23 protein-coding genes, 1 tRNA gene and 1 pseudogene are annotated in these 26,177 nt (G+C 61.4%); 18 read left to right on the forward strand and 7 right to left on the reverse strand.

From position 1 onward, the window contains the following. Positions 1–200 precede the first annotated feature (200 nt). From glnL to E4634_RS13925, 3 genes are read left to right on the forward strand one after another with little or no spacing between them, the layout of a single operon-like run. A complete protein-coding gene (gene glnL, locus E4634_RS13915) occupies positions 201–1,295 on the forward strand; it encodes a nitrogen regulation protein NR(II) (RefSeq protein ID WP_434783505.1) in 1,095 nt (364 codons plus the stop codon). Further along, positions 1,288–2,691: a nitrogen regulation protein NR(I) gene (gene ntrC, locus E4634_RS13920; RefSeq protein WP_135444901.1), complete on the forward strand. Its 1,404-nt coding sequence runs from the start codon at positions 1,288–1,290 to the stop codon at positions 2,689–2,691. The genes glnL and ntrC overlap by 8 nt, the downstream gene beginning before the upstream one ends. Positions 2,692–2,723: 32 nt before the next feature. Next, complete coding sequence (locus E4634_RS13925) at positions 2,724–3,188, forward strand: tRNA (cytidine(34)-2'-O)-methyltransferase (RefSeq protein ID WP_135444902.1); 465 nt, start codon at positions 2,724–2,726, stop codon at positions 3,186–3,188. Positions 3,189–3,203: 15 nt separating this feature from the next. Here the strand turns inward: E4634_RS13925 and secB are convergent, their stop codons facing one another. The 3 genes from secB to E4634_RS13940 are packed head-to-tail and all read right to left on the reverse strand — an operon-like array spanning position 3,204 to position 4,399. Beyond that, positions 3,204–3,674 (reverse strand): protein-export chaperone SecB, encoded by a 471-nt coding sequence (gene secB / locus E4634_RS13930; protein WP_135444904.1) that lies wholly within the window; start codon positions 3,672–3,674, stop codon positions 3,204–3,206. Positions 3,675–3,688: 14 nt separating this feature from the next. Next, positions 3,689–3,970 carry a glutaredoxin 3 gene (gene grxC, locus E4634_RS13935; protein ID WP_135444906.1) on the reverse strand — a complete coding sequence of 94 codons (282 nt, stop codon included), beginning with the start codon at positions 3,968–3,970 and terminating at the stop codon, positions 3,689–3,691. 9 nt (positions 3,971–3,979) lie between these two features. Next, on the reverse strand, positions 3,980–4,399 hold the full coding sequence (locus tag E4634_RS13940) for a rhodanese-like domain-containing protein (RefSeq protein ID WP_135444908.1): 420 nt from the start codon (positions 4,397–4,399) through the stop codon (positions 3,980–3,982). A 315-nt stretch (positions 4,400–4,714) separates the two neighbouring features. Between E4634_RS13940 and gpmI the strand changes: the two genes are divergently transcribed. From gpmI to E4634_RS21880, 4 genes and pseudogenes are all read left to right on the forward strand, one after another. Then, positions 4,715–6,289 (forward strand): 2,3-bisphosphoglycerate-independent phosphoglycerate mutase, encoded by a 1,575-nt coding sequence (gene gpmI, locus E4634_RS13945; RefSeq protein WP_135444910.1) that lies wholly within the window; start codon positions 4,715–4,717, stop codon positions 6,287–6,289. A 104-nt stretch (positions 6,290–6,393) separates the two neighbouring features. Next, complete coding sequence (locus E4634_RS13950) at positions 6,394–7,443, forward strand: murein hydrolase activator EnvC family protein (protein WP_135444912.1); 1,050 nt, start codon at positions 6,394–6,396, stop codon at positions 7,441–7,443. Positions 7,444–7,565: 122 nt separating this feature from the next. Next, complete coding sequence (locus E4634_RS13955) at positions 7,566–8,879, forward strand: S41 family peptidase (protein WP_135444914.1); 1,314 nt, start codon at positions 7,566–7,568, stop codon at positions 8,877–8,879. Positions 8,880–9,003: 124 nt separating this feature from the next. After that, positions 9,004–9,627: pseudogene (locus E4634_RS21880) on the forward strand (divergent polysaccharide deacetylase family protein); the annotation flags it as partial. A 75-nt stretch (positions 9,628–9,702) separates the two neighbouring features. On the opposite strand, the gene hisF reads toward E4634_RS21880, so the two are convergent. Genes hisF through hisB form a run of 4 tightly spaced genes read right to left on the reverse strand, consistent with a single transcriptional unit; the run spans position 9,703 to position 12,463 of the window. Further along, entirely contained in the window at positions 9,703–10,476 is a 774-nt protein-coding gene (gene hisF / locus E4634_RS13965) for an imidazole glycerol phosphate synthase subunit HisF (RefSeq protein WP_135444918.1), read from the reverse strand. A 2-nt stretch (positions 10,477–10,478) separates the two neighbouring features. Beyond that, positions 10,479–11,213: a 1-(5-phosphoribosyl)-5-[(5-phosphoribosylamino)methylideneamino]imidazole-4-carboxamide isomerase gene (gene hisA / locus E4634_RS13970; RefSeq protein ID WP_135444920.1), complete on the reverse strand. Its 735-nt coding sequence runs from the start codon at positions 11,211–11,213 to the stop codon at positions 10,479–10,481. Continuing rightward, a complete protein-coding gene (hisH, locus tag E4634_RS13975; RefSeq protein WP_135444922.1) occupies positions 11,207–11,860 on the reverse strand; it encodes an imidazole glycerol phosphate synthase subunit HisH in 654 nt (217 codons plus the stop codon). Before hisH ends, hisA begins: the two co-directional genes overlap by 7 nt. A 9-nt stretch (positions 11,861–11,869) precedes the next feature. Continuing rightward, a complete protein-coding gene (gene hisB / locus E4634_RS13980) occupies positions 11,870–12,463 on the reverse strand; it encodes an imidazoleglycerol-phosphate dehydratase HisB (protein ID WP_135444924.1) in 594 nt (197 codons plus the stop codon). Positions 12,464–12,628: 165 nt separating this feature from the next. Here hisB and mutY point away from each other — a divergent pair, with 165 nt between their 5' ends. From mutY to E4634_RS14035, 11 genes are all read left to right on the forward strand, one after another. Next, on the forward strand, positions 12,629–13,726 hold the full coding sequence (gene mutY, locus E4634_RS13985) for an A/G-specific adenine glycosylase (RefSeq protein WP_135444926.1): 1,098 nt from the start codon (positions 12,629–12,631) through the stop codon (positions 13,724–13,726). Between the two features lie 3 nt (positions 13,727–13,729). After that, positions 13,730–14,002 carry an oxidative damage protection protein gene (locus E4634_RS13990; RefSeq protein ID WP_135444928.1) on the forward strand — a complete coding sequence of 91 codons (273 nt, stop codon included), beginning with the start codon at positions 13,730–13,732 and terminating at the stop codon, positions 14,000–14,002. 118 nt (positions 14,003–14,120) lie between these two features. Further along, positions 14,121–14,196, forward strand: a tRNA-Phe gene (locus E4634_RS13995). Between the two features lie 176 nt (positions 14,197–14,372). Further along, positions 14,373–15,611, forward strand: a complete 1,239-nt coding sequence (locus tag E4634_RS14000) for a tyrosine-type recombinase/integrase (RefSeq protein ID WP_206046888.1) — start codon at positions 14,373–14,375, stop codon at positions 15,609–15,611. Positions 15,612–15,625: 14 nt separating this feature from the next. Continuing rightward, positions 15,626–16,291, forward strand: coding sequence for a hypothetical protein (locus E4634_RS14005; protein WP_135444932.1), 666 nt, complete (start codon positions 15,626–15,628; stop codon positions 16,289–16,291). A gap of 81 nt (positions 16,292–16,372) precedes the next feature. Continuing rightward, positions 16,373–16,639 (forward strand): helix-turn-helix transcriptional regulator, encoded by a 267-nt coding sequence (locus E4634_RS22075; RefSeq protein WP_206046889.1) that lies wholly within the window; start codon positions 16,373–16,375, stop codon positions 16,637–16,639. Positions 16,640–17,042: 403 nt separating this feature from the next. Further along, positions 17,043–17,651, forward strand: a complete 609-nt coding sequence (locus tag E4634_RS14015; protein ID WP_135444933.1) for a hypothetical protein — start codon at positions 17,043–17,045, stop codon at positions 17,649–17,651. 715 nt (positions 17,652–18,366) lie between these two features. Next, complete coding sequence (locus E4634_RS14020; RefSeq protein ID WP_135444935.1) at positions 18,367–19,920, forward strand: class I SAM-dependent DNA methyltransferase; 1,554 nt, start codon at positions 18,367–18,369, stop codon at positions 19,918–19,920. Next, the gene (locus E4634_RS14025; protein WP_135444937.1) at positions 19,917–21,194 is read left to right on the forward strand and encodes a restriction endonuclease subunit S; all 1,278 of its coding nucleotides are present in this window, start codon (positions 19,917–19,919) and stop codon (positions 21,192–21,194) included. Before E4634_RS14020 ends, E4634_RS14025 begins: the two co-directional genes overlap by 4 nt. Position 21,195: 1 nt before the next feature. Further along, positions 21,196–22,848: an RNA-binding domain-containing protein gene (locus E4634_RS14030; RefSeq protein ID WP_135444939.1), complete on the forward strand. Its 1,653-nt coding sequence runs from the start codon at positions 21,196–21,198 to the stop codon at positions 22,846–22,848. 129 nt (positions 22,849–22,977) lie between these two features. Continuing rightward, positions 22,978–26,145 (forward strand): type I restriction endonuclease subunit R, encoded by a 3,168-nt coding sequence (locus E4634_RS14035; RefSeq protein WP_135444941.1) that lies wholly within the window; start codon positions 22,978–22,980, stop codon positions 26,143–26,145. Positions 26,146–26,177 lie beyond the last annotated feature (32 nt).

Below are 26,177 nucleotides of genomic sequence, written 5' to 3' on the forward strand. Positions count from 1 at the left end.
ACCATAGTTGTGCATAGCGGTTTCCGGGGCGCCTGCAGCCACCCCCCTTTGCATACTTCAGAGCCACAACGTCACTGAAAGTGGATTAGTAGTAATCACTCACATACCCGCTGCGCACCAGTTTTAAGCAAATTTCGGAAAGATTTCGAATCTGCTCCGTTTTGGCTCTATTTTTGCTTTCCCGAACACGAATGAGTGCAGTGAAACCCCAACTACACGAAAACGCCGCCCCCATGCATTACTCCCAGGATATTCTGGACAATATCAGTACGGCGGTAGTGGCGCTGGATGCCGAGCTGCAGGTGCTGTCAGTGAACAACGCTGGCGAAGTGCTGCTGGAGACTTCGGAAGCCCGCTGCGTCGGACACGGCGCCGAGAAACTGGTCACCCAGCCCGAGACCCTGATGGACGTACTGGAACAGGTGCGCGACAGCCGCAATTCGGTGGCCCGGCGCAGCATGCAGCTGTTCCTGCACACCGGCCGAGAGATCTGCGCCGACCTGCTGCTCACCCCGATCAACGGCGGCGACAGCGGCGTCGACCTGCTGCTGGAAATCCTGCCCGTGGACCGCCTGCTCAAGATCAGCCGCGAAGAGAGCATCTACCACAGCCAGGAGACCACCCGCGAGATGATTCGCGGCCTCGCCCACGAGATCAAGAACCCCCTGGGTGGCGTGCGCGGCGCGGCGCAGCTGCTGGCCCGCGAGTTGCCCAACGAGGAGCTGGCGGAGTACACCAATATCATCATCCGCGAAGCGGACCGCCTGCGCGACCTGGTCGACCGCATGCTCGGCCCCAACCAGCAGCCGGACCGCCGCGATCTCAATGTGCACGAGGTGCTCGAGCACGTGCGCAACCTGATCGCCGCGGAGACCGACAACCGCATCACCGTGAATCGCGACTACGACCCCAGCCTGCCCGACCTGCGCGGCGACCGCAGCCAGCTGATCCAGGCCGTGCTGAACATCGTGCGCAACGCCCTGCAGGCGGCGCCCGACGTGGACCGCTGTGAGATCACCCTGCGCAGCCGGCCGCAGCGCCAGTTCACCATCGGCGCCGTGCGCCACCGCCTGGTCTGCCGCCTCGATATCGAGGACAACGGCCCGGGCATCCCCGAGGACATGCTGCCCACCATTTTCATGCCCATGGTCACAGGACGTGCCGAGGGCTCCGGACTGGGGCTGACCATCGCCCAGTCCATCATCACCCGCCACGGCGGCCTGCTGGGTTGCACCAGCGAGCCGGGGCGGACCTGCTTCACCATCTACCTGCCAATGGAAGCTCACAATGCATAGACATGCCAAAGTCTGGGTCGTCGACGACGACAGCTCGATCCGCTGGGTGCTGGAGCGCGCCCTCAACCAGGCAGGTATCGACAACGAAAGCTTTGCCGACGGCGACCAGCTGCTCACCCGCCTGAGCACCGATCGCCCGGACGTGATCATCAGCGACATCCGCATGCCCGGCACCGACGGCCTCGCCCTGCTCTCGCAGATCAGCGACAGCCACCCGGACCTGCCGGTTATCATCACCACCGCCCACTCCGACCTGGAAAGCGCCGTCGCCTCCTACCAGCGCGGTGCCTTCGAGTACCTGCCGAAACCCTTCGACCTCGACGAAGTGGTCGCCATCACCGAGCGCGCCCTGGCCCAGGCCCGCGAGCGCAACAGCGAACCGCGGCAGATGGACGAACTGCCACAGACCGAGATCATCGGCGAGGCGCCGGCCATGCAGGAGGTGTTCCGCGCCATCGGCCGCCTCTCGCACAGCAACATCACCGTGCTGATCAACGGCGAGTCGGGCACCGGTAAGGAGCTGGTCGCCCACGCCCTGCACCGCCACAGCCCGCGCGCGGCGAGCCCGTTTATCGCCCTTAACATGGCCGCGATACCCCGCGACCTGATGGAGTCGGAGCTGTTCGGCCATGAAAAGGGCGCGTTCACCGGCGCCAACGCCAAGCGCGAGGGGCGCTTCGAGCAGGCCGACGGCGGCACCCTGTTCCTCGACGAGATCGGCGACATGCCGCCGGAGACCCAGACCCGCCTGCTGCGCGTGCTGGCGGACGGCGAGTTCTACCGCGTCGGCGGCCACACTCCGCTGAAGGTGGACGTACGCATCATCGCCGCCACCCACCAGGACCTCGAGGAACTGGTGCGCCGCGGCGACTTCCGCGAGGACCTGTTCCACCGCCTCAACGTGATCCGCATCCACATCCCCAAGCTCGCCGAGCGCCGCGAGGACATCCCGCGCCTGATGCAGCACTTCTTCAAGCGCGCCGCCGAGGAACTGGGTGGGGAGACCAAGATCCTGCTGCCGGAAACCGAGGAGTTCCTGAGCAGCCTGGACTGGCCGGGCAACGTGCGCCAGCTGGAGAACACCTGCCGCTGGATCACGGTGATGGCCTCCGGCCGCGACGTGCATATCTCCGACCTGCCGCCGGAACTGTCCCGCGGCGTGGTGGAGCAGCCCGAGCGCGGCGAGTCCGACTGGCGCGAACTTCTGCAGCGCTGGGCGCGCAACGAGCTGGTCCAGGGCAAGCACCACATCCTGCAGCAGGCTACGCCGGACTTTGAACGGGTGATGATCGAGGTGGCCCTGCAGCACTCCCACGGGCGCAAGCGCGACGCCGCCGAACTGCTCGGCTGGGGCCGCAACACCCTGACGCGGAAAATGAAAGACCTGCAGATGTAGCGGGCGGGCAGCGCCGCGGCTACCATGCGGCGATGCTCGATATCGTCCTCTACCAGCCTGAAATCCCGCCCAACACGGGCAATATCATGCGCCTGTGCGCCAACACCGGCTGCGCGCTGCACCTGATCGAACCGCTGGGTTTCGACCTGGAGGAAAAAAAGCTGCGCCGGGCGGGACTGGACTACCGGGACTTCGCCGAGGTGCGGCGCCACCCGGACCTCGCCAGCTATCGCGCGCAGAACCCCGGGCGACGCCTCCTCGGGCTCAGCACCAAAGCCTCACGCGCCTACCACGAGATTGCCTTCCGCGAAGACGACGCGCTGCTGTTCGGGCCGGAAACCCGCGGGCTTCCTGAACAGGTGCGTGAGTCACTGGGGACGGAGAACTGCCTGCGCATTCCTATGCGCGGGGACAGCCGCAGCCTCAACCTGAGCAACGCGGTTGCCCTGGTCACCTACGAAGCGCTGCGGCAGCTGGGTTTCCCGGGCCTGGGGTGACCCGGGAGGGGTACATCAGTTGGTGACGGTCTCGCCGCCGGCCTGCTGGCGTGCCGCCGCTTCCTGCATCGCGCGCACGTACAGCGCGTCGAAGTTGACCGGCGCCAGCATCATGGGCGGGAAGCCGCCCTTCACGCACAGGCTGTCGATGGTCTCACGGGCGTAGGGGAACAGCACGTTGGGCGCGGCGGTGCCGAGCACGCGGCGCAGGTTCTCACCCTCGAAACCGGTGATCAGGAAGATGCCGGCCTGCTTGACCTCAACCAGGAAGGCAGTTTCTTCCTCGACCTTGGCGGTGATGGTGATGGTCAGCACCACCTCGTAGTTGCCCTCGTCGAGCTGGTCGCTCTGGGTGTTGAGGTCCAGGTTGACCTTGGGCTGCCACTGCTTGCGGAAGATGTCCGGCGCGCTGGGGGACTCGAAAGAGATGTCCTTGGTGTAGATGCGCTGCATCGCAAACTGCTGTTGAACCTGTTCGTCGGCCATGATGCCGTCCTCCGTTATCTGTGTTTACCGGTGCCTGCGGACACCTGGGCCAGAAGTTTATCCAGACGCCCCGCGCGCTCCAGCGCCGCGAGGTCGTCGTAACCGCCGACATGGTAGTCGCCGATCCAGATTTGCGGCACCGTGTGGCGACCGCTCTTTTCCATCATTTCCCGGCGCAGCTCGGGCTTGCCGTCCACGCGGATGTCGGTGTACTCGACCTGCTTGTCATCGAGCAGGAAACGCGCGCGCACGCAGTAGGGGCAAAAGCGCGTGGTATACAGGGTGACCGCACTCACGGGGATGCCTCAGGCCTTGCCGACCACCGGCAGTTGCAGGTTGTGCCACTCGGTCATGCCGCCGGACATCTTGTACACCTTGTCGAAGCCATCGGCCTTGAGCTTCTTGCTCACGCCGCCGGCGGACTGGCCGAGCTTGCACACCAGCACCACCGGGCGGTGGCGGTAGTTCTCCAGCAGGCCCGAGTCGGTGAGCAGCTTGCTGGCGGGAATGTGTACGGCGTCGACGATATGGCCGGCGCTGAAATCCGCCTTGTCGCGCAGGTCGACGAACACGCCCTGCTCGGCGTTCACCAGGTTGATGGCCTGCTGCGGGCTCAGCGAGGGCCCCGCCTTGCGCGAATCGTGGAAGAAGAACAGCGCGATCGTCACCAGCAGCGCAGCGGTCAGAATCCACTCCTGTGCCAGGAACTCGAGAAATAACGCCATGCCGGGTGTAGACCTGTAGTGCGACCGAATGGGCGGTTGAACCGCCGGGAAACCGAAGCGGCCCCCGCGGGGCGCCGTTGTTGTGTGGACAGCTGCGCGGACCGGGGCTCGCAAAAGGCGGTGAGTATACAGGCTAAGCCGGCGCCCAACCACCCCCGCAACCCGCGCCGCCAGTGGCCTCGCGCTGCTCCCGGCACGGTTGGCGCCGGGCGCGCGCGACGGCTCCTCGCGGGGGGTGCAAAGGGGCCCGATGCAAGCCCCGCCGGGACGGGTTAAACTAATTCTTCCCTGTTGCAACGATCCGACGGAAAACTCATGAGCGAGAGCCGTAAGCGACCCACCGTGCTGATTGTCCTGGACGGTTGGGGCTATCGAGAGGACACCGAGGACAACGCCATCGCCGGCGCCGACACCCCCGTATGGGACCGCCTGTGGCGGGAAGCGCCGCACACCCTGGTCTCCGGATCCGGGCTGGATGTGGGCCTGCCCGCCGGGCAGATGGGCAACTCCGAAGTCGGCCACATGAGCCTGGGCTCCGGCCGCATCATCTACCAGAACATCACGCGTATCGACAAGGCCATCGAGGACGGCAGCTTCTACGACAACCCGGCCTACACCGACGCGGTGGACAAGGCCGTGGCCGACGGCGGCGCGGTGCACGTCATGGGCCTGTTGTCCGCCGGCGGCGTGCACAGCCACGAGGACCAGGTGCTCGCCGCGGTGCGCCTGGCCGCCAAACGCGGCGCGCAGAAGGTCTACCTGCACGCCTTTCTCGACGGCCGCGACACCCCGCCGCGCAGTGCCGGCCCGTCCCTGGATAAGGCCACCGCCCTGTTCGAGGAACTCGGCTGCGGCCGCGTCGCCAGCGTCAGCGGGCGCTATTTCGCCATGGACCGCGACAACCGCTGGGAGCGGGTGGAGCCGGTCTACCGCCTGCTTACCGAGGGGGTAGCGGAACAGACGGCGGAGTCCGCAGCCGCCGCCCTTGAGGCCGCCTACGCCCGCGACGAGAACGACGAATTCGTCACACCCACCGCGGTGTGCCCGGACGGCGCTGAACCCGTGGCCATTTCCGATGGCGACGCCGTGCTGTTCATGAACTTCCGCGCCGACCGCGCCCGCGAACTGAGCCGCTGCTTTGTCGACGACGCCTTCGACGGCTTCGAGCGCCGCCAGCGGCCGCAACTGGCCGGTTTCGTCTGCACTACCGAGTATGCCTCGGACCTCAACACGCCGGTGGCCTTCCCGCCGGAGAGCCTGTCCAACGTGCTCGGCGACTACCTGGCGCAAAAGGGCAGGACCCAGCTGCGCATCGCCGAGACCGAGAAGTACGCCCACGTCACCTTCTTCTTCAGCGGCGGCCGCGAGGCGCTGTTCGAGGGCGAGGACCGCGAACTGGTGCCCTCCCCGGACGTCGCCACCTACGACCTCAAGCCCGAGATGAGCGCCCCGGAAGTGACCGACAAGCTGGTGGCGGCGATCCGCTCCGGCAAGTACGACTTCATCGTGTGCAACTACGCCAACGGCGACATGGTCGGCCACACCGGCATCTACGCCGCCGCGGTGAAAGCCGTGGAAACCCTCGACGCCTGCCTCGGCCGGGTCGAGGAGGCGGTGCTGGAAGTGGGCGGCCAGGCCCTGGTCACCGCCGACCACGGCAACTGCGAACAGATGCAGGACTACGAGACCGGCCAGCACCACACCCAGCACACCACCGAGCTGGTGCCGCTGGTGTACATCGGCGCGGAGGAAGTGAGCCTGGACCCGCGCGGCGGCATTCTCGCCGACATCGCGCCCACCGTGCTGGGCATGATGCACCTGCCGCAACCGCAGGAGATGACCGGCCGCGACCTCACCGCCCCGGCGCCACTGGCCGAGACCGCCTCCTGAGAACACGTTTCGCCCAGCGTCTCGCCGGGTCCCTGCTGCTGGGCCTGGCCCTGTTCACCGCGACCACCCACGCCGACACCGACGAGGCCAAGGCGCGCGCACAGATGCGCGAGCTGCAGGCGCAGATCGAGCGCATCAACAAGGAGATCAGCAGCGCCGGCAAGCAGCGCGACAGCCTGCAGGAACAGCTGCGCAGCGCGGAACTGGAGCAGGCGCGTATCAACCGCGCGATCGACGACAACCGCGCGGTGATGGCGAGGCAACAGGAGGAGCTGGGCAAACTGGACGCCGAGCAAGCGCGATTGCAGGCCCAGGCGGACCAGCAGCAGGAACGCATCGCGCAGGAGCTGCGCACCGCCTGGAAGATGGGTCGCCAGGCCCAGCTGCAGGTGTTGCTCAACCAGGAAAGCCCGGACACTGTGGCCCGCTCCCTGGGCTACTACCGCTATTTCTACCGCGCCCGCGCCGAGCGCCTCGAGGCCTTCCGCGACACCCTGCGCGCCCTGGATGACACCGGCCGCAAAATCGCCGAGACCCTGGCCAGCCTGGAGGCCAATGAACAGACCCTGCAGGGACAACTGGGGGAACTGGCCAAGGCACAGGAGAACCGGCAGCAGGCACTGGCCGAACTGGACGCCAGCATCGCGGACAAGGGCACGGCGCTGAAAAAACTCGAGGCGGAACGCCAGGAGCTGCAGGACCTGCTGGACGCCATCCGCAAGGCCATCGTCGATATCGAGATTCCCGAGGATTTCCAGCCGTTCAAGGCCGCGCGCGGCAAGATGCCCTGGCCCGTGCCCGGCCGCGCCAGCGCGCGTTTCGGCAACCCGCGCAACGAAGGGCGCATGCGCTGGCAGGGGGTGACCATCCCGGCCGAGGCGGGTACCCCGGTGAAGGCCATACACCACGGCCGGGTGGTTTACGCCGACTGGCTGCGCGGCATGGGCCTGTTGATCATCGTCGACCACGGCGACGGCTACCTCAGCCTGTACGCCCACAACCAGACCCTGCTGCGCGAGGTCGGCGAGTGGGTCGGCACCGGCAGCACCCTGGGCACGGTGGGCGACAGCGGCGGCCAGGGTCGCCCGGCCCTGTACTTCGAGGTGCGCGAGAAGGGCAAGCCGGTCAACCCGGCGCTGTGGTGCCGGCGCTAGTTTCCAGCATCATCTACCAGCGCCGCTTTTCACCAATAGCCGCTTGGCCAGAATCGCGGGCAATGCGGTACACTGGCGCCATCGATATTGCGCTTGCGGCCCGCGGGCCCCGGATACACCCCATGCTCAGTTCCACTCTTCGTCGCCGGCTGCTGGCCCTCACCGCCGGCGCCAGCCTCTCCCTGCCGGCCCTGGGCGCGGTGGAGGAAGGCCAGTTGCCGCTGCAGGAGCTGCGCACCTTCGCCGAAGTGTTCAACCAGATCCGCGTCGGCTATGTCGAGGACATCGACGACAGCACCCTGCTGGAGTTCGCTATCCAGGGCATGCTCATGGGGCTGGACCCGCACTCAGTCTACCTGACCGAGGAGGCCTTCGAAGGCCTGCAGGAATCCACCACCGGGGAGTTCAACGGCCTCGGCCTCGAGGTCGGTATGCAGGACGGCTACGTCACGGTGATCGCGCCGATCGACGGCTCCCCCGCGGAGAAGGCCGGACTGCGCAGCGGCGACGTCATCCTCAAGCTGGGCACCACGCCGGTAAAAGGCATGAGCCTGGGCGAGGCGATCGGCCTGATGCGCGGCCCGGCGGGCAGCGAGATCCAACTCACCATCGGCCGCCCCGGCGAGAGCCAGCCCTTCGACGTGACCCTGGTGCGCGACGTGATCAAGGTCGCCAGCGTGCGCAAACGCTGGCTGGAGCCGGGCTTCGCCTACGTGCGCATCGCCCAGTTCCAGGCCGATACCGGCAAGGACGTGGCGAAGGCGGTGAGCAAGCTCGCCGAGAAAGACGAGATCAAGGGGCTGGTGCTGGACCTGCGCAACAACCCCGGGGGCGTACTGCGCGCCAGCGTGGACGTGGCCGGCCTGTTCATGGACGGCGGCCTGGTGGTCTACACCGAGGGTCGCGTACCCAACGCCCACGCCAGCTTCGAGGCCGAGCCGGTGGATGCCCTGGACGGCAAGCCGGTGGTGGTACTTATTAATGCGGGTTCCGCCAGTGCCTCGGAAATCGTGGCCGGCGCGCTGCAGGACCATCGCCGCGCGGTGATCATGGGCACGCGCAGCTTCGGCAAGGGTTCGGTGCAGACAGTACTGCCGATCTCCGATTCCCGCGCGGTGAAGCTGACTACCGCGCTGTATTTCACCCCCAATGGCCGCTCCATCCAGGCCGAGGGTATCGTGCCGGACATCGAGGTGCAGCGCGCCACCGAAACCACCTTCGAAAACGAAGGCGGCATCACCGAGGCGGATCTCTCCCGTCACCTGAACAACGTCAACGGCGACAGCAAGACGAAGAGCAACGGCGACACGCGCAAGCTGCAAAGCGATGACAACCAGCTCTACGAGGCGCTGTCACTGCTCAAGGGCCTGAACGTACTGGGGATGCGTGAAAAACCCAAGGCACCCGCAACGCCGGCGCCCAAGGCCGAGTCCTAGGGCGCTGCGACTGGTCCTGGCCTGGCTGCTCGGCCAGGCCGGCCTCGCGCTCGCCGCGCCCGCGCCAACCTGCCAGGAAACACCCCCCGCAGGTATCGCCGCCGCGCAGCCGCGCGCCACCGTGGTGCTGGTCATCGACGATCTCGGCAACAGCGTGCGCGATGGCATGGCCATGGTGCAGCTGCCGGGCAAGCTCAATCTCGCCATCCTGCCGCACACACCGCACGGCGCCGAGCTGGCCGAAGCGGGTCACGCCGCGGGCAAGGAGATCATGCTGCACGCCCCGATGAGCAATGCCGGCGGCATGGCGCTGGGCCGCGGCGCGCTTACCCCCGCCCTGGCGCGCGAGGACTTCGACCGCGTGCTGGCGGCGGACCTCGACGCCGTACCGCACGTGCGCGGCATCAACAATCACATGGGCAGCGAGCTCACCACCCTGCCGCTGCAGATGGGCTGGGTCATGCAGGCGCTGGTGCGCCGCGACCTGTTCTTCATCGACTCGCGCACCAGCCGCGAGACCGTGGCGGCGCATACCGCCAGCGCCTACAGCGTGCCCAACATGTCGCGCTCGGTATTCCTGGACAACGACGCCGAACCTGCGGCCATCCGCCGGCAGCTCGACAAGCTGGTGGTGCAGGCGCTGCGCACCCGGGTGGCGGTGGGGATCGGCCACCCCTATCCGGCGACCGCTGCGGTACTGCGCGAGGCTATGCCGCGGCTGGCCTGCCGCGGTATCGAACTGGCGCTGGCCTCAGAGGCGCTGGCGCGCTGGGGCAGCGTGGCTCACAACGAGACACCAGAAAAAGTCTCATCTGACCCCACTTTAGAGGCGCATTTCGATGCCGCGGGCGGCCATGAAGGCCTTGGCCTCGGGGATGGTGTACTCGGCGAAGTGGAAGATGCTGGCGGCGAGCACCGCGTCGGCGCCGCCCTGCGCGATGCCGTCGACCAGATGCTGCAGGTTGCCTACGCCCCCTGAGGCGATCACCGGGATCTCCACCGCATCGCTGATGGCGCGGGTCACGCCGAGGTCGAAACCGTTCTTGGTGCCGTCGCGGTCCATGCTGGTGAGCAGGATCTCGCCGGCGCCCAGTTCCGCCATTTTTACCGCCCAGGCCACCGCGTCGATGCCGGTGGGATTGCGCCCGCCGTGGGTGAAGATCTCCCAGCGCGGGGCGCCGTCGACGTCATCCACGCGCTTGGCGTCGATGGCGACGACGATGCACTGGGAGCCGAATTTCTGCGCGGATTCACGGACCAGATCCGGGTTGTGGATGGCGGCGGTGTTGATGCTCACCTTGTCCGCGCCGGCATTGAGCATGGTGCGGATGTCCTGCACCGAGCGGATGCCGCCGCCGACGGTGAGCGGGATGAACACGTTCTCGGCGATCTGCTCCACCGTGTGCACGGTGGTGTCGCGGCCCTCGTGGCTGGCGGTGATATCGAGGAAGGTGATCTCGTCCGCGCCCTGCTCGTTGTAGCGCGCGGCGATCTCCACCGGATCGCCGGCGTCGCGGATATCGACGAAGTTCACCCCTTTGACGACGCGGCCGTTATCCACGTCCAGGCAGGGGATGATGCGCTTGGCCAGGCCCATCTCTAGGCAGCCTCGTCGCAGAGCTTCTGCGCCTGCGCCACGTCCAGCGTGCCCTCGTAGATGGCGCGGCCGGTGATGGCGCCGCAGATGCCCTCGCGGGCCACGGCGCTCAGTGCGCGGATGTCGTCCATGTTGGTGATGCCGCCGGAGGCGATCACCGGGATCGACGAGGCGCGGGCCATGGCCAGGGTGGCCTCGACGTTGACGCCCTGCATCATGCCGTCGCGGGCGATGTCGGTGTAGACGATGGCGGATACGCCGTCGCTCTCGAAGCGCTTCGCCAGGTCGGTGGCTTTGACTTCCGAGACTTCCGCCCAGCCATCGGTGGCCACCAGGCCGTCCTTCGCATCCAGGCCTACAATGACCTTGCCCGGAAACGCGGCGCAGGCCTCGGCGACAAACTCAGGTTCCTTCACCGCCTTGGTGCCGATGATGACGTAGCTCACCCCGGCTTTTACATAGTGCTCGATGGTCTCCAGGGTGCGGATACCGCCGCCGATCTGGATTGGCAGGCCCGGGTAGGCCGCGGCGATGGCGGTAACCACTTCGCCGTTCACTGGCGTGCCGGCGAAGGCGCCGTTGAGGTCTACCAGGTGCAGGCGACGGCAGCCGGCGTCCACCCATTTCTTGGCCATGGACACCGGGTCGTCGGAGAACACGGTGCTGTCTTCCATCAGGCCCTGGCGCAGGCGCACGCACTGGCCGTCCTTGAGATCGATTGCGGGGATGATCAGCATTTGCCGTTCCACTCGATGAAGTTCTTCAGAAGTTGCAGGCCCGCCGTGTGGCTTTTCTCCGGGTGGAATTGCACGGCGAACAGGTTGTCGCGGGCCAGCGCCGCGTCGGCATCGACGCCGTAGTGCAGCGCGCCGGTGACCAGCTCGCGGTCCTGCGCATGTACGTAGTAGCTGTGCACGAAGTAGAAGCGCGTGCCGTTTTCGATGCCCGCCCACAGCGGGTGCTCGCGCACCTGGTCGACGGCGTTCCAGCCCATGTGCGGCACTTTCAGGCGTTCGCCATCGGCGGCCACCAGCGGGTTGCCGAAGTGGCGCACTGTGCCGGGGACCAGTCCCAGGCAGGGCACGCCGTCGTTTTCCTCGGAGGAATCCATCAGCGCCTGCATGCCGATGCAGATCGCCAGCACCGGCTTGTGCTGCTGCACCAGGGCCTCGGCGAGGATCTCATCGCACTTCAGGCGGCGGATTTCCGCCATGCAGTCGCGCATGGCGCCGACACCGGGAAACACCACGCGGTCCGCCGCGCGGATGGCCTCCGGGTCGCAGGTGACCAGCACCTCGCCGGCGCCCACGTGACGCAGGGCGCTGGCCACGGAGTGCAGGTTGCCCATGCCGTAATCGATGACGGCGACGCTACCGCTGCTCATGCCGGGCGCCTAGAGCACGCCCTTGGTGGAGGGCGTGACGCCGGCCATGCGCGGGTCCTCCGCCAGCGCCATGCGCATGGCGCGGCCGAAGGCCTTGAAGATGGTCTCCGCCTGGTGGTGGGTGTTCTCGCCGCGCAGGTTGTCCACGTGCAGGGTGACCCGGGCATGGTTGACGAAGCCCTGGAAGAATTCCATGAACAGGTCCACGTCGAAGCCGCCCACGCTGGCGCGGGTGAAGTCCACGTTGAAGGTGAGGCCGGGGCGGCCGGAGAAATCGATCACTACCCGCGACAGCGCCTCGTCCAGCGGGCAGTAGGCGTGGCCGTAGCGCATGATGCCGCGCTTGTCGCCCACGGCCTCGGCAAAGGCCTGGCCCAGGGTGATGCCGATGTCCTCAACCGTGTGGTGGTCGTCGATGTGCAGGTCGCCCTTCGCATTCACGGCAAGGTCGAACAGGCCGTGGCGCGCCACCTGGTCGAGCATGTGCTCGAGGAAGGGGATGCCGGTTTCCAGCTCCGCCTTGCCGCTGCCGTCGAGGTTCACGCTAATGGAGATCTGCGTCTCCAGCGTATTGCGTTCCAGGGTGGCCTTGCGCTCAGCCATTGGGGGTCTCCAGGGATTCGCCCGGGACGGCCAGCGGCCGCCCCTGAAAAAAGGCCCGCTATTATAGAGGAATGGGGGCGGCAGTACACTGCGGCGGCGGGAGCGCCACTGGCAACCCGCGGCGACCCGAATTACCCTGTACGCCCCGAGACAAATGACCTGAACATGCCCCGCCGCCCTGCCTTCCACCGCCGCGTCCTCGACTGGTTCGACGTGCACGGCCGCCACGACCTGCCCTGGCAGGCCAGCCGCGATCCTTACCGGGTGTGGGTGTCGGAGATCATGCTGCAGCAGACCCAGGTGAAGACGGTCATCCCCTATTACCAGCGCTTCCTGCAACGCTTTCCGGACGTCCACGCGCTGGCCAACGCGGAGCAGGACGAAGTACTGCACCACTGGACCGGGCTCGGCTACTACGCCCGGGCGCGCAACCTGCAAAAGGCCGCGCAGGTGGTACGCGACGAGTACGCGGGCGAGTTTCCCGCCTCGCTGGAGGACCTGGCGGGGTTGCCCGGTATCGGCCGCTCCACCGCCGGCTCCATCCTCGCCGCCGCCTTCGGCCAGCGCGGCATCATCCTCGACGGCAACGTCAAGCGCGTGCTGGCCCGCCACCGGGCCGTCGAAGGCTGGCCAGGAAAGACAGCGGTGCACGACGCGCTGTGGGAGATCGCCGAGGAACTCACCCCCCGCGAGCGCCACGCCGACTACAACCAGGCGATGATGGACCTCGGCGCCACCCTGTGTACGCGCTCCTCCCCGCGCTGCGGAGACTGCCCGGTGGCCGCGGACTGCGTCGCCCGCGAGCAGGGCAACCCCGGCGCCTACCCGGGCAAGAAGCCCCGCAAGACCATGCCCGTGCGCAACACGCGCTTTTTCATGGCGCGCAACCCGGCGGGCGAACTGTGGCTGGAAAAACGCCCCGCCCCCGGTATCTGGGGCGGCCTGTGGTGTTTCCCGGAGGCCGGCGAGCGCGACCCCGCCGCCTGGTGCCTTGACGTGTTCGGCGCCGAACCGGGCAGCATCGAGGCCTGGCACGAATTCCGCCACACCTTCAGCCACTACCACCTGGATATCCAGCCGGTGCTGTTGCACGTACCCGCGCCGGCAGCCGCCGTCATGGAAGCCGACCGGCAGCTTTGGTATAACGTGCGCGAAAATCCCAGGATCGGCCTCGCCGCCCCGGTCGTCGACCTGCTGCGGCAGCTCGCCACCGGTAGCAGCCCGGCGGCCGGGACACGAAAATCACCCAAGGCAAAGGAGTAACCCATGGCCCGCACCGTCTTCTGCAGGAAGTACCAACAGGAAATGGAAGGGCTGGACGCGCCGCCCTACCCCGGCCCCAAGGGCCAGGACATCTTCGACAACGTCTCGAAACAGGCCTGGCAGGACTGGCAGGCGCAGCAGACCATGCTGATCAACGAAAAGCACCTGTCCCTGGTCGACCCGGACGCCCGCAAGTACCTGCAGGAGGAGATGGAGAAGTTCTTCGCCGGCGAGGAGCACGACACCGCCGAGGGCTACGTACCGCCCTCTGAGTGAGGCTCTACAGGAGTCCTTGCGAGAGCCCTTACGAGGGACCTTGTGGGGGCCCTGCGCGCCCCCTTGACTCGCCGCCCCCGTGCGGGTTTAATACGCGCCTCTCGCGATTCGCGACCATGCCCAGATAGCTCAGTTGGTAGAGCAGGGGATTGAAAATCCCCGTGTCGGCAGTTCGATTCTGTCTCTGGGCACCACACCCCCTCCTCCGTTAGTTCACAAAAATCTGAAAAACTTCTTGGTAACAGCAGGTTAGGCTGTAACATAGTGCCTGTTGGTCCACGTATTCTTCGATACAGGCCAACCACCGCCGGGGCACAACCGGGGGCATAGGCCCAAAATGCGGCTCGTTATGCCCCCACCAGGAGGCAGAGTGGCTTTCACCGCGACGACGGCAAAAAACGCCAAACCGAAGGAAAAGATCTATCGTCTCGCAGTCGAGAACGGGCTCTACCTCGAGATCCATCCAACCGGGTCCAAATACTGGCGTCACAAGTACAGGTTTGCCGGAAAGGAGAAGCGGCTTTCACACGGCGTCTATCCCGAAGTCACCCTGGCGGAGGCTAGAGACGCGCGAGACGACGCCAGGCGCCTGCTGAGGCAGGGGATCGACCCTGGCCGGGTCAGGCGCTCCCGGAAGGCCAAGGAGGAGTGGGAGGCCGACAACACATTCAAGTCGGTGGCAGGTGAGTGGCTCAAAAAACAGCGACCCACATGGGCAGAGTCCACCGCCAAGAAGCGCGAGAACCTCCTTCGGAACGACATATACCCGTGGCTGGGATCCACCCCCATCAACCACGTAGAAACCTCCGATCTAATCTCTCTCCTACAACGAATCGAAGACCGCGGTGCAATCGAAACCGCACATAACGCTCGGCAAGTCCTCAATCAAATCTGCCGCTATGCGAAACAGACCCGCCGGGTCGACGCGAATCCGGCTAGCGATCTTCAGGGTGTACTGAGTCCCAAAGGCACCCAGCACCGACCCGCGATAGTTGACCCTGCAGCATTCGGCAAGCTTCTCCTCGCCATTGAAGGATATGAGGGGTCACATGTCGTCCGCTGCTTACTTCGGCTCTGCCCGATCCTCTTCCAGCGCCCGGGTGAGATGATCTCCATGGAGTGGGAGGAGATAGACTGGAAAGCGAGCACATGGAACCTCCCGGCCAGCAAAATGAAGATGCGCCAGGAACATGTGGTCCCTCTCAGCCTGCAGGCCATCGCTATCCTGCGCGACCTGGAACCACTCACGGGACGATTGCCTTACGTCTTTCCAAACGCCAGGCGGCGGCGGGAGCACGTGAGTCCCGCTACGATCAACAGCGCACTTCAGAAACTCGGATACGACACCAAATCCCAGCACTGCGCCCATGGCTTTCGCGCTTCAGCCCGAACCATGATGGATGAACAGCTTGGGTTTCGCCTGGAATGGATTGAGCATCAACTCGCACATCAAGTCAGGGATTCTCTTGGGCGCGCTTACAACAGGACCAAGCATCTGCCTCAAAGGACCGAAATGATGCAGAAGTGGGCAGACTATCTCGACCTGCTGAAGCAGGGTGCAAGACAGGAAAATATTCTAGTCGGGGACTTTGGGCAGAAATCTGTCTGAACTTACGAGAGAAAATGACTACAAGCTTTGACTGGGAAGATCTATTTCGACGCGAGCAAGAAATTCGCGATAGTATCGCCTGCTGGCAGCGCATTCCCGCTAACAATGCATCTGATCTGGCGGAGAAGGAAGATAGGTTAACTGAATATGAGCTGCAGCTCGAAGCAATCAAGCTCGAGTACAGCGAACAAATCGAACTGGCTATTTCTCAATTGCCGGGTAGGCGCGATTTGGACGCTGTCGGAGACTCGGATAAGTCGGAGAACCCAAACAACAGCTTTGGCTCGAAGTCAGCAAATCTCCCCAACTCGATCAATACTGACAATATTTCGAAGGAGATACTCACATCGCTCCATGATGATAAACCTGAATCGACCACTCCCTGTAGTCTCCACAAGCTGCTCGATGGGCTAGAGATAAATCACCGACCCCGCATGCGGGTCCAAGAAGACATTATTCTTCACATTCTCTGCAAGCTTGGCCATAACCCAGGCGCTCTACCCCCATGGGAAGGCGGACCGTGGGTAAAAAAGGATGCAAGAAACCTCCTTCAGGACCAAAAGATTGGCCAATTATTTTTCACCAAAAAGGTCTTCGACTTAGCCTGGGAGCGCTTGAAAAAAGATGGGCGAATCTCAGCACTCCCTAAACAAGGTGCCTCCACTATCCCGACAAAATAGGGAAATAGGGATACTTGCTAGGGAGACTATCCCTAATGTCACCTTCTAGTCACCGACTAACCGGTATGACTAGGAGCCAACGTGCACAATTCAGTAGCCGTATCCCGATCAGAACGCACCACCACAATCCCAAGCTACGACGACCTGCCTAAAACAGGCCTACTTCGCGATAGGCAAATCTACCCCTTCTTCGGCATCGGGCGGTCCACTTGGTGGAAATGGGTAAAGGAGGGAAAGGCACCTCCAGGAATAAAGCTTGGTAGCAGAACGACTGTTTGGCGCGCGGAAGATGTCAGACAACTGCTGTTGGATCTGAGCACAGACCCCTCGACGGATTCTACACAATGATTAGTGCTCAGCTTGTGGCTCAGAAACCTACGACTCTGTGCTTGAAGCAGCCGAGAAAGGGAGGAGAGCCGACATGAGGAGGCATGACCACCCCCGCATAGGGTCACAACGATTGCCCTCGAACCGATCCACCCCAGATACTCTTGGCTCAAAAGTAACTAGTCAAATATCGCAGAGGCCGAACCTGCTCGAAAAACTGCTGAGCCATGGAGACCGAGTATCGATAGAGCGAGGACGCCTCTGCATTGAATCCTCCAGCGGCATGCCCGTGCCAGAGTTGTGGGCGCATGAGCATGAAGCTGATCTAATCTTCCAGATTGTAGAACGATGCCAAATCACGGCCTATCAATACTTGTCATGTACAGTGCGGAAAAACTGCGAGGGCCGCTATCCGGGTGTGAATTTGAGCTTCAGAGAGCTTTTAACTGGCGCTGATGCTTACACCATATTCAATGTACAAATTTCACGCGCCAGAACCACCAAGCATGGGAAAAAGGACTCACCACTCCCACCAGGGCATTTCCGGGTCCAGAAGGGCTCAAAATTCCTACTGTTCTGGAACCGAACCGGACTTCCAACACCCCGAAGGCTTTCATCCTTTCACGACTACATGACAAAGCTCAAGCCGCTAGTGTTTGTCTCCCGCCTTTCAGTCGCAAACCGCCTGGATAAAGATACCCTCTCACCTCTTTCACTGAGCCACTGGGAGATTCTGCATTCAAACAATCACGATGAAGTGTCGGACAACATTTCAACAACAGGTGGACATTTTTCCGACAAACTCCAGACAAGCACTCCGGACAAGAGGAGAAGAAATTTACTTATAAATCATGCAGTTGACGAGCTTTCAGGTGCGGGAGCTCATCCCTGCGGAGCAAAGGTAGATAGCTTAGAAGGGATGAGGGATTCTCCGGGTGAATGGCTTGGTCAATCTCAAAACTACAGGTCCAACACCCCTGAAAACCAAACTACGGATGAATGGTTGGCTGAATATGACGGCAGACCGCACTAAACAGTAGATCGGGCTCCTGAGTCAGCTGTTACTAAACTTAGAGGGCGGATTGGCATTGGTATGGGAAAAATACGGTATCGAGGTGCCCAACTGGTTGGGCACAGCTGGCCTGACGCTATGGCTCAAGGACAAACTACCCAGCCTAGCTTTCAAATACTGCGGAACACTGAGCAAATCTCAATAGAACAGAAATGCTGACCAATGCTAACTCGAAGCCAGTTGAATCAAGCTCATTCGACGGAGAGAGATTGTCCGTACGAGCTCCTCTATTTCATGCAGCACCTTTCGAACCGGGGGTGTTGGTTTGAGGAGTGCATACGGAGGGGGGTGAATCAATAGAGGTTCTCAATACTTCAGCAAGGCCGGCTCCCCTAGCAAATATTCGTCTCCGCCTACCAGGTCGACCTTCTGCGCAATACAATTTCCTAGACTGGCGTGCCTCTTGTAATCCTCCTCCGTCTCGACCAAAAAGACGCTTCGATCACAATCACTACAGTGTCGAACTTTTGGATTTTCGGTAAGTCCGAGGTTTCGCCAGTTCAAAGGGCACCTGAACTTAAGCATGCAATTTCGAATCAGTTCCACCCTGCCTCCTGCACACTCTTGTCATGCAACCACAGTCACTTTTCTGATACTGTCACATTCCTATCCGGAAGCCCATATTGATCGGATATGCCGGACACCTCGAGTACATGAAAAGAGTTGATCACCTGCTATGCCTAAGGCGACTAAGAAAGAAAAGGTATCCGAACCTCTAGAAAAGACCCTATGGAAAAGCGCCGATAAATTGCGCAAGAACATGGACGCCGCCGAGTACAAGCACATCGTGCTCGGCCTGATCTTCCTCAAGTACATATCCGACGCCTTCGAGGAACTGCACGGCAGGTTGTCGGCCGGTGAGGGCGAGTACGAGGGCGCCGACCCCGAGGACCCTGATGAGTACCGCGCCGAGCGGGTGTTCTTCGTGCCCCCCAATGCCCGCTGGAGCCACCTGCAGGCCCGCGCCAAGCTCCCCGAGATAGGCAAGGACGTGGACGAGGCCATGGAGGCCATCGAGAAGGAGAACCCCACCCTCAAGGGGGTGCTGCCCAAGCAGTACGCCCGCCAGAACCTCGACAAGGCCAGCCTGGGCGCCCTGATCGACCTGATCGCCACCATCGCCCTGGGCGACGCCAAGGCAAGGAGCCAGGACCTGCTGGGGCGCGTGTATGAGTACTTCCTAGGCGAGTTCGCCGCCGCCGAGGGCAAGAAGGGCGGCCAGTTCTACACCCCCGTCAGCATCGTCAAACTGCTGGTGAACATGCTGGAGCCCTACAAGGGGCGCATCTATGACCCCTGCTGTGGCTCCGGCGGCATGTTCGTGCAAGCCGAGAAGCTGGTTGAGGCCCACCAGGGCCGCATCGACGACATCTCCATCTACGGCCAGGAGTCCAACCAAACCACCTACCGCCTGTGCCGTATGAACCTGGCCATCCGCGGTATCGATGGCTCCAACGTGCGCTGGAACGGCGAGGGCAGCTTCCTCAACGACGCTCACAAGGACATGAAGGCCGAGTTCATCATTGCCAACCCGCCCTTCAACGACTCCGACTGGTCCGGCGAGCTGCTGCGCGACGACCCCCGCTGGCAGTACGGTGTGCCGCCCACCGGCAACGCCAACTTCGCCTGGATGCAGCACATGATCTACCACCTCTCCCCTACCGGGACGCTGGGGCTGGTGCTGGCCAACGGCTCGCTATCCTCCAACTCCGGCGGTGAGGGCGACATCCGCAGAGCCATCGTCGAGGCCAAGCTGGTTGACTGTATCGTGGCTCTACCGGACAAGTTGTTCTACAACACCGGAATACCGGCCTGCTTGTGGTTTATCTCCCGGGACCGCAAGAACCACAACTTCCGCAACCGGGAGAACGAAGTGTTGTTCATCGACGCCCGCAATATGGGCGAGATGATTACCCGCCGGAACCGGGATTTCGCCGACGAGGACATCGCTCGCATCGCTGATACCTACCATGCGTGGCGCAACAAGGATGGTGGGTATGAGGACGAGAAGGGTTTCTGCAAGGCCGCTTCACTGGAGGAGGTACTGAAGCACAACCATGTGCTGACGCCAGGCAGGTACGTGGGCATTCCTGACGAGGAAGATGATGGCATACCGTTCGAGGAAAAGATGGCCAAACTCGCAGCTGAACTCGGCGAGCAGATTGAGGAGAGTGCCGCACTCGATGCTCGTATAACAGCAAGCCTGAACAAAGTTGGCATTCCTTTATGAGTGAGTACGAATCAGTCACGTTAGGAGACTGTGTAAAACTGCGTTCGGGCAATACACCTTCAAAGGCCAGGCCCGAATTTTGGAATGGTGAGTTTCCCTGGATAAGTGCTAAAGATATGAAGACTTACTGGGTCTCCAACTCCGAAGATAGGTTGACCGAAGTTGGCGCATCAAATGCGAATAGAGTGATTGCTGGCACAACACTACTACTAACGCGAGGAATGACGCTACACAACAACATTCCGATTTGCCGCGTAAGTCGAGAGGCCGCCTTCAATCAAGACGTTAAAGCCGTAATGCCAAAAAAGGGGATCAGCAATGAATTTATCCCTTATCTACTACTTGGCAATAAACACAAGTTACAAGGAATTGTTGATTCAGCAGGACATGGAACCGGCAGATTAAACACTGATCAACTATTAGACCTGTCCGTTTTCCGCCCCTCAATGGAGGACCAGATTAAAATCGTGGAGGTGGCCTCGTCCCTCGACGAAAAAATCGAACTCAACCGCAAGCAGAACCGCACCCTGGAAGCCATCGCCCAGACGTTGTTCAAGCACTGGTTCGTGGACTTCGAGTTCCCCGACGAAAACGGCAATCATTACAAGTCGAACGGCGGCACCATGCAGCCCTCGGAGATGGGGGAGATTCCGGTGGGGTGGAAAATCGGCAAGCTCGAACAGTTGATCGCCGAACTGGAAACAGGCAGCAGGCCAGCGGGTGGCGTGGGTCAATACAAAGATGGCATCCCCAGTATAGGGGCCGAAAGTATTACTCGTATTGGAGAGTACGACTACGCCAAAACGAAGTATGTCCCAGAAGAATACTTCTCGAAAATGCGGCGGGGTATTGTCAAAAATAGGGACGTGTTGATCTACAAGGATGGAGGTACCCCCGGTCGCTTCGACGCCAGAATAAGTATGTTTGGTGAAGACTTTCCATACAAAACAGCTTGTCTGAATGAACACGTATTCCGCCTACAGGCCAAAAAATCGATATACCAGAACTATCTTTATCTTTGGTTCAGCAGCTACCCAATACTTGAGGAGCTTCGGCATAGAGGTGCAAAGGCAGCTATCCCTGGTATCAACTCATCCGACGTAAAGGGATTGGACTTTCTTTTTGTAGACGAGGCAGTTCTCACCCAGTTTGACCAAATCGTTGAACCGCTTTTCACCAAATTGCTCCTCAATAGTCGTGAAGTTCGCACCTTGTCCAATCTTCGCGACACCCTCCTCCCCAAACTCATGTCCGGCGAGCTCCGAGTAGCCTGATATGGGTATTGAATCTCAATTTCGACAACTGCTGTCGGTGTCTTCAGAGAATGAAGTTATTGAATTCAAGACTGCAAAAAACGACTACACCTTCGACAAACTGGGTAAATATTTTTCCGCTCTCAGTAATGAAGCCAATTTGATGGGGCTCAATAAAGCCTGGCTTGTCTTTGGGGTAAATAATTCTCAGCAAGTAGTCGGAACCAACTACCGACCAAACAGAAAGAGTCAGGAATCTTTAAAGCAAGAAATCGCAGATAAGACAACGAACCGAATAACTTTCAGGCAGATTCACGATCTGAAGCTACCCGAAGGCCGTGTAATTCTTTTTGAGATACCTGCGGCACCTCAAGGATTGCCGGTAGCGTTTAGTGGCCACTATTATGGACGTGACGGTGAATCACTTGGACCCCTCGGCATCGAGGAAATTGAGCGAATCCGCAGTCAATCTGCCGTTACTGACTGGAGCGCCGCTATTGTTTCCGATGCTCAGTTCGATGATCTCGACCCCCAAGCACTTCGGGTTGCTCGAGAGAATTTCAAAAGCAAATTTCTGGACAAAGCTGAGGAGGTCAGCAACTGGGACGACAGCACCTTCCTCAACAAGGCCAAGTTAACAATCAAGGGTAAAATTACCCGCACTGCCCTGATATTACTCGGCCGGGAGGAAGCAGAGCACTTTCTTTCGCCCGCCGAGATCAAGATACGCTGGGTATTACGCGACCGTGACGGTAGCGAGCGCGACTACGCGCTCTTTGGTATGCCTATGTTGTTGGCGGTGGACAAACTGTTTGCTCGCATCCGGAATCTCAAGTACCGCTATATGCGAGAGGGTACCTTGTTCCCGGAGGAAATCGACCAATACGAGCCATATTCCATTCGCGAAGCTGTAAACAATTGTATCGCCCATCAGGACTACACTCTCGCGGGACGTATCAACGTCATCGAAAACGAAGAATCATTGGTGTTTACTAATCTCGGCAGTTTTGTCCCAGGCGATGTATACCGAGTCGTCATGGAAGATGCCCCGGAGGAGCATTACCGCAACCGATTTCTTGCCAATGCCATGTTCAACTTGAAGATGGTCGACACTGCCGGGGGCGGCATTCGCAAATTATTTCAATACCAGCGGCAACGCTTTTTCCCCCTTCCCGACTATGACCTCTCCGAGAATCGCGTAAAGGTCACTCTTACTGGCAAGGTGCTGGACATGAACTATGCCAGGCTCCTGGCCACCCACGGGGAATTCAGCCTCGAAGAGATCATCGCCCTCGATAAAGTACAGAAGCAGCAAAGACTTAGTGAAAATGAAGCCAAGGCACTTAAGGCTCGTCAACTCATCGAAGGGCGAAAGCCGAATTACTATATCGCCAAGCAGGTAGCGCAACAGGTCGGACAGAAAGCCAATTACACCCGAAACAAGGGATTCGACAAGCAGTATTACCTCGACCTAATACGGAAGGCAATTGCGCAACACGGAGCGTTAAGTCGCGCTGAGATCGACGAGCTGCTGTGGAACAAACTACCTGATGTAATGACGGATAAGCAGAAGAAGAACAAAGTAGGTAACCTGCTTTCAGAGCTGAGGAAAGGTGGTGTTATCCGTAACGAAGGAACTCACAAAGACTCTCGGTGGGTACTCTTAAATCAGTAAAAATAAGCAATGCTTTAAGAGAAGAGCTAAGAGAAGAGGCTCATAACTGCCTGATATATAACACAAATTGTTTCATTCAGTGTCAACACTTCTTCCACGTTACATGCCTCAACTTAAGAGATCAGACTCATGCTAAACGAAGACGCCATAGAACAACTCGCTATCGAGCGTCTCATTGAGCTGGGTTACGACTACCGCCACGGCCCTGACATTGCCCACGATGGCGAGAACCCCGAACGGTCATCCTACGCCGATGTGGTACTGGCCGAGCGACTGCGCTCTGCGGTGGCCTGCATCAACCCCGACATTCCCGAAGAGGTCCGTGAACAGGCCGTAAAGACTGTGTTGGGCACCCACGCCCCCGAGCTGCTGGCCGCCAACGAGATTTTCCACAAGCTCCTCACCGATGGCGTGGACGTGGAATTCCAGCAGGACGGTGAAACCCGCGGCGAGAAGGTCTGGCTGGTGGATTTCGATAACCCTGAGGCCAACGACCGCCTGGTGGTCAATCAGTTCACCATCGTCGAGAACAACACCAACAAACGCCCGGACCTTATCCTGTTTATAAACGGCCTGCCGCTGGTGGTGCTGGAGCTGAAGAACGCTGCCAACGAGAATGCCACCCTGCGCTCCGCCTTCGAGCAACTACAGACCTACAAGAACGCCATCCCCAGCCTGTTCACCTACAACGGCCTGCTGGTGGTGTCGGACGGCCTGGAGGCCCGCATGGGCTCACTCAGCGCCGGTTTCAGCCGCTTTATGGCCTGGAAGGCCCCCGAGGATGACTCAGAGGGCGGCAAGCACGTCGGCCAGCTTGAGACGCTCATCAGCGCTGCGCTGGCCCCGGCTACCCTGCTGGAGCTGATACACCACTTCATCGTGTTTGCCCGCTCGAGCAAGGAGGACCCGGCAACCGGCCTGACCACCGTGGAGACGGTGAAGATGCTCGCCGCCTACCACCAGTTCTACGCCGTGCGCAAAGCAGTCACCTCCACCCTGCATGCCGCGGACACCGAGGGAAGCCGCAAGGCGGGGGTGGTGTGGCACACCCAGGGTAGCGGCAAGTCCCTGTCCATGGTGTTCTACGCTGGGCGACTGGTGCTGGAACTGGACAATCCCACCATCGTGGTCCTCACCGACCGCAACGACCTGGACGACCAGCTATTCGACACCTTCGCCGCCAGCCGCCAGCTCCTGCGCCAAGAACCGGTGCAGGCCGAGGGGCGTGAGGACCTGCGCGACAAGCTGCGGGTGGCCTCCGGGGGCATCATCTTCACCACCCTGCAGAAGTTCGGCCCCCGGGAGGGAGAGGCGCTGTTCCCGCTGCTCTCCGACCGGCGCAATATCGTGGTCATCGCCGACGAGGCTCACCGCAGCCAGTACGGCTTCTCCGCCCGTGAAGTAGACATCCGCGACGAGAGCGGCAAGGTCATCGGCAAGAAGACCGCTTACGGCTTCGCCAAGTACATCCGCGACGCCCTGCCCAACGCCACCTTCATCGGCTTTACCGGCACACCGGTAGAACTGGATGACAAGAACACTCCCGCCGTGTTCGGGGAATACATCGACGTCTACGACATCGCTCAGGCGGTGGAAGACGGCGCCACGGTACGCATCTACTACGAGAGCCGCTTGGCCAAAGTGCAGATCCGCGAGGAGCAGCGCGAGCACCTGGACGAGGAGTTCGACCAGATCATGGAGGACGCCGCAGGCTATGGCGGTGGCGAGGAAGACCTTGAGCAATTGGGCACCAAGACCAAGGCCAAGTGGACCCGGCTGGAGGCCATCGTCGGCCAGCAGGGGCGCATCGACAACGTGGCGCAGGATCTGGTGGCCCACTTCGAGGGGCGGCAGGAAATCTTTGATGGCAAGGCGCTGGTAGTCGCCATGAGCCGCCGTATCTGCGTGGCGCTGTACGAGGCTATCGTGGCCCTGCGGCCAGACTGGCATGACGAGGACGATGCCAAGGGCGCCATCAAGGTCATCATGACCGGCTGCAGCTCCGACCCACAGGCCATGCAGCCCCATATCCACAACAAGGCAGTCCGCAAGGCTATCGGCGAGCGCCTCAAAGACCCGGCCGATCCGCTCAAGCTGGTGATCGTCCGCGACATGTGGCTTACCGGCTTCGATGCCCCCTGCCTGCACACCCTGTACGTGGACAAGCCCATGCAGGGCCATAACCTGATGCAGGCCATCGCCCGCGTAAACCGGGTGTACAAGGACAAGCCCGGCGGCCTGGTGGTGGACTACATTGGCATCGCCTCGGACCTTAAACGAGCCCTGGCAACCTATACCGAGGGCGGCGGCAAGGGTAAGCCCACCCTGGACATCGGCGAGGCCATCGCAGCAATGCAGGAGAAGTTCGAGGTGGTGGACCAGATGCTGTCCGGCTTCGACTATCGCCGCTACTTCACCGCCGACACCTCGACCAAGCTGAGCCTGATTCTGGAGGCTGAGGAGTACGTTCTGGGGCTGGAGGACGGCAAGAACCGCTACACCCGGGAAGTCACCTTGCTCTCCAAGGCATTCGCCCTCGTAGCGCCTGATGAGGCCGCTATGGACATCAAGGACGAGTTAGCCTTCTTCCAGGCGGTGAAGGCCAGGCTGGCCAAGTTCGAGCCGGGGAACGGCCGGAGCAGAGAAGAGATCGATACTGCCATCAGGCAGCTAGTGGACGAGGCGGTTGTATCTGATCAGGTGGTGGACATCTTTGACGCAGCCGGCATTAAGAAGCCCGACATCTCCATCCTCTCTGACGACTTCATGGCCGAGATCCAGGGGATGCAGCACAGAAATCTCGCCTTGGAGCTACTCAAGAAGATTCTGGGGGACGAGATCCGTACCCGCTCGACTCGCAACATGGTGCAGAGCCGCAGGCTCTCCGAGATGCTTGAGGGCGCAATTAACCGCTACCAGAACAACCTGCTCACCGCGGCACAAATCATCGAAGAGTTAATCGAGATGGCCGGGGAAATTCGAGCTGCTGACCGGCGAGGCGAGCAGCTAGGGATGACTGATGATGAGTTGGCCTTCTACGACGCCTTGGAGGGGAACGACAGCGCCGTCGCGATTTTGGGCGATGAGAAGCTACGCGAGATTGCTCACGATCTTGTTGAACAGGTGCGCAGGAACGCCACTATCGACTGGACGGTCAAGGAGACCGCCCGGTCGAGAATGAAGGTTATGGTAAAGCGGACCTTGAAAAAGCATGGGTATCCGCCTGATAAAGCGGAGGTGGCTACAGAAACCATTCTTCGACAAGCAGAGCTAGTTGCAGCTCAATGGGCAGCTTGACAGCGCCAACACTCAGAAAACTCAACAAACCT

The organism is Mangrovimicrobium sediminis (genome assembly GCF_004745945.1).
GTDB classification, from domain to species: Bacteria; Pseudomonadota; Gammaproteobacteria; order Pseudomonadales; family Halieaceae; genus Mangrovimicrobium; species Mangrovimicrobium sediminis.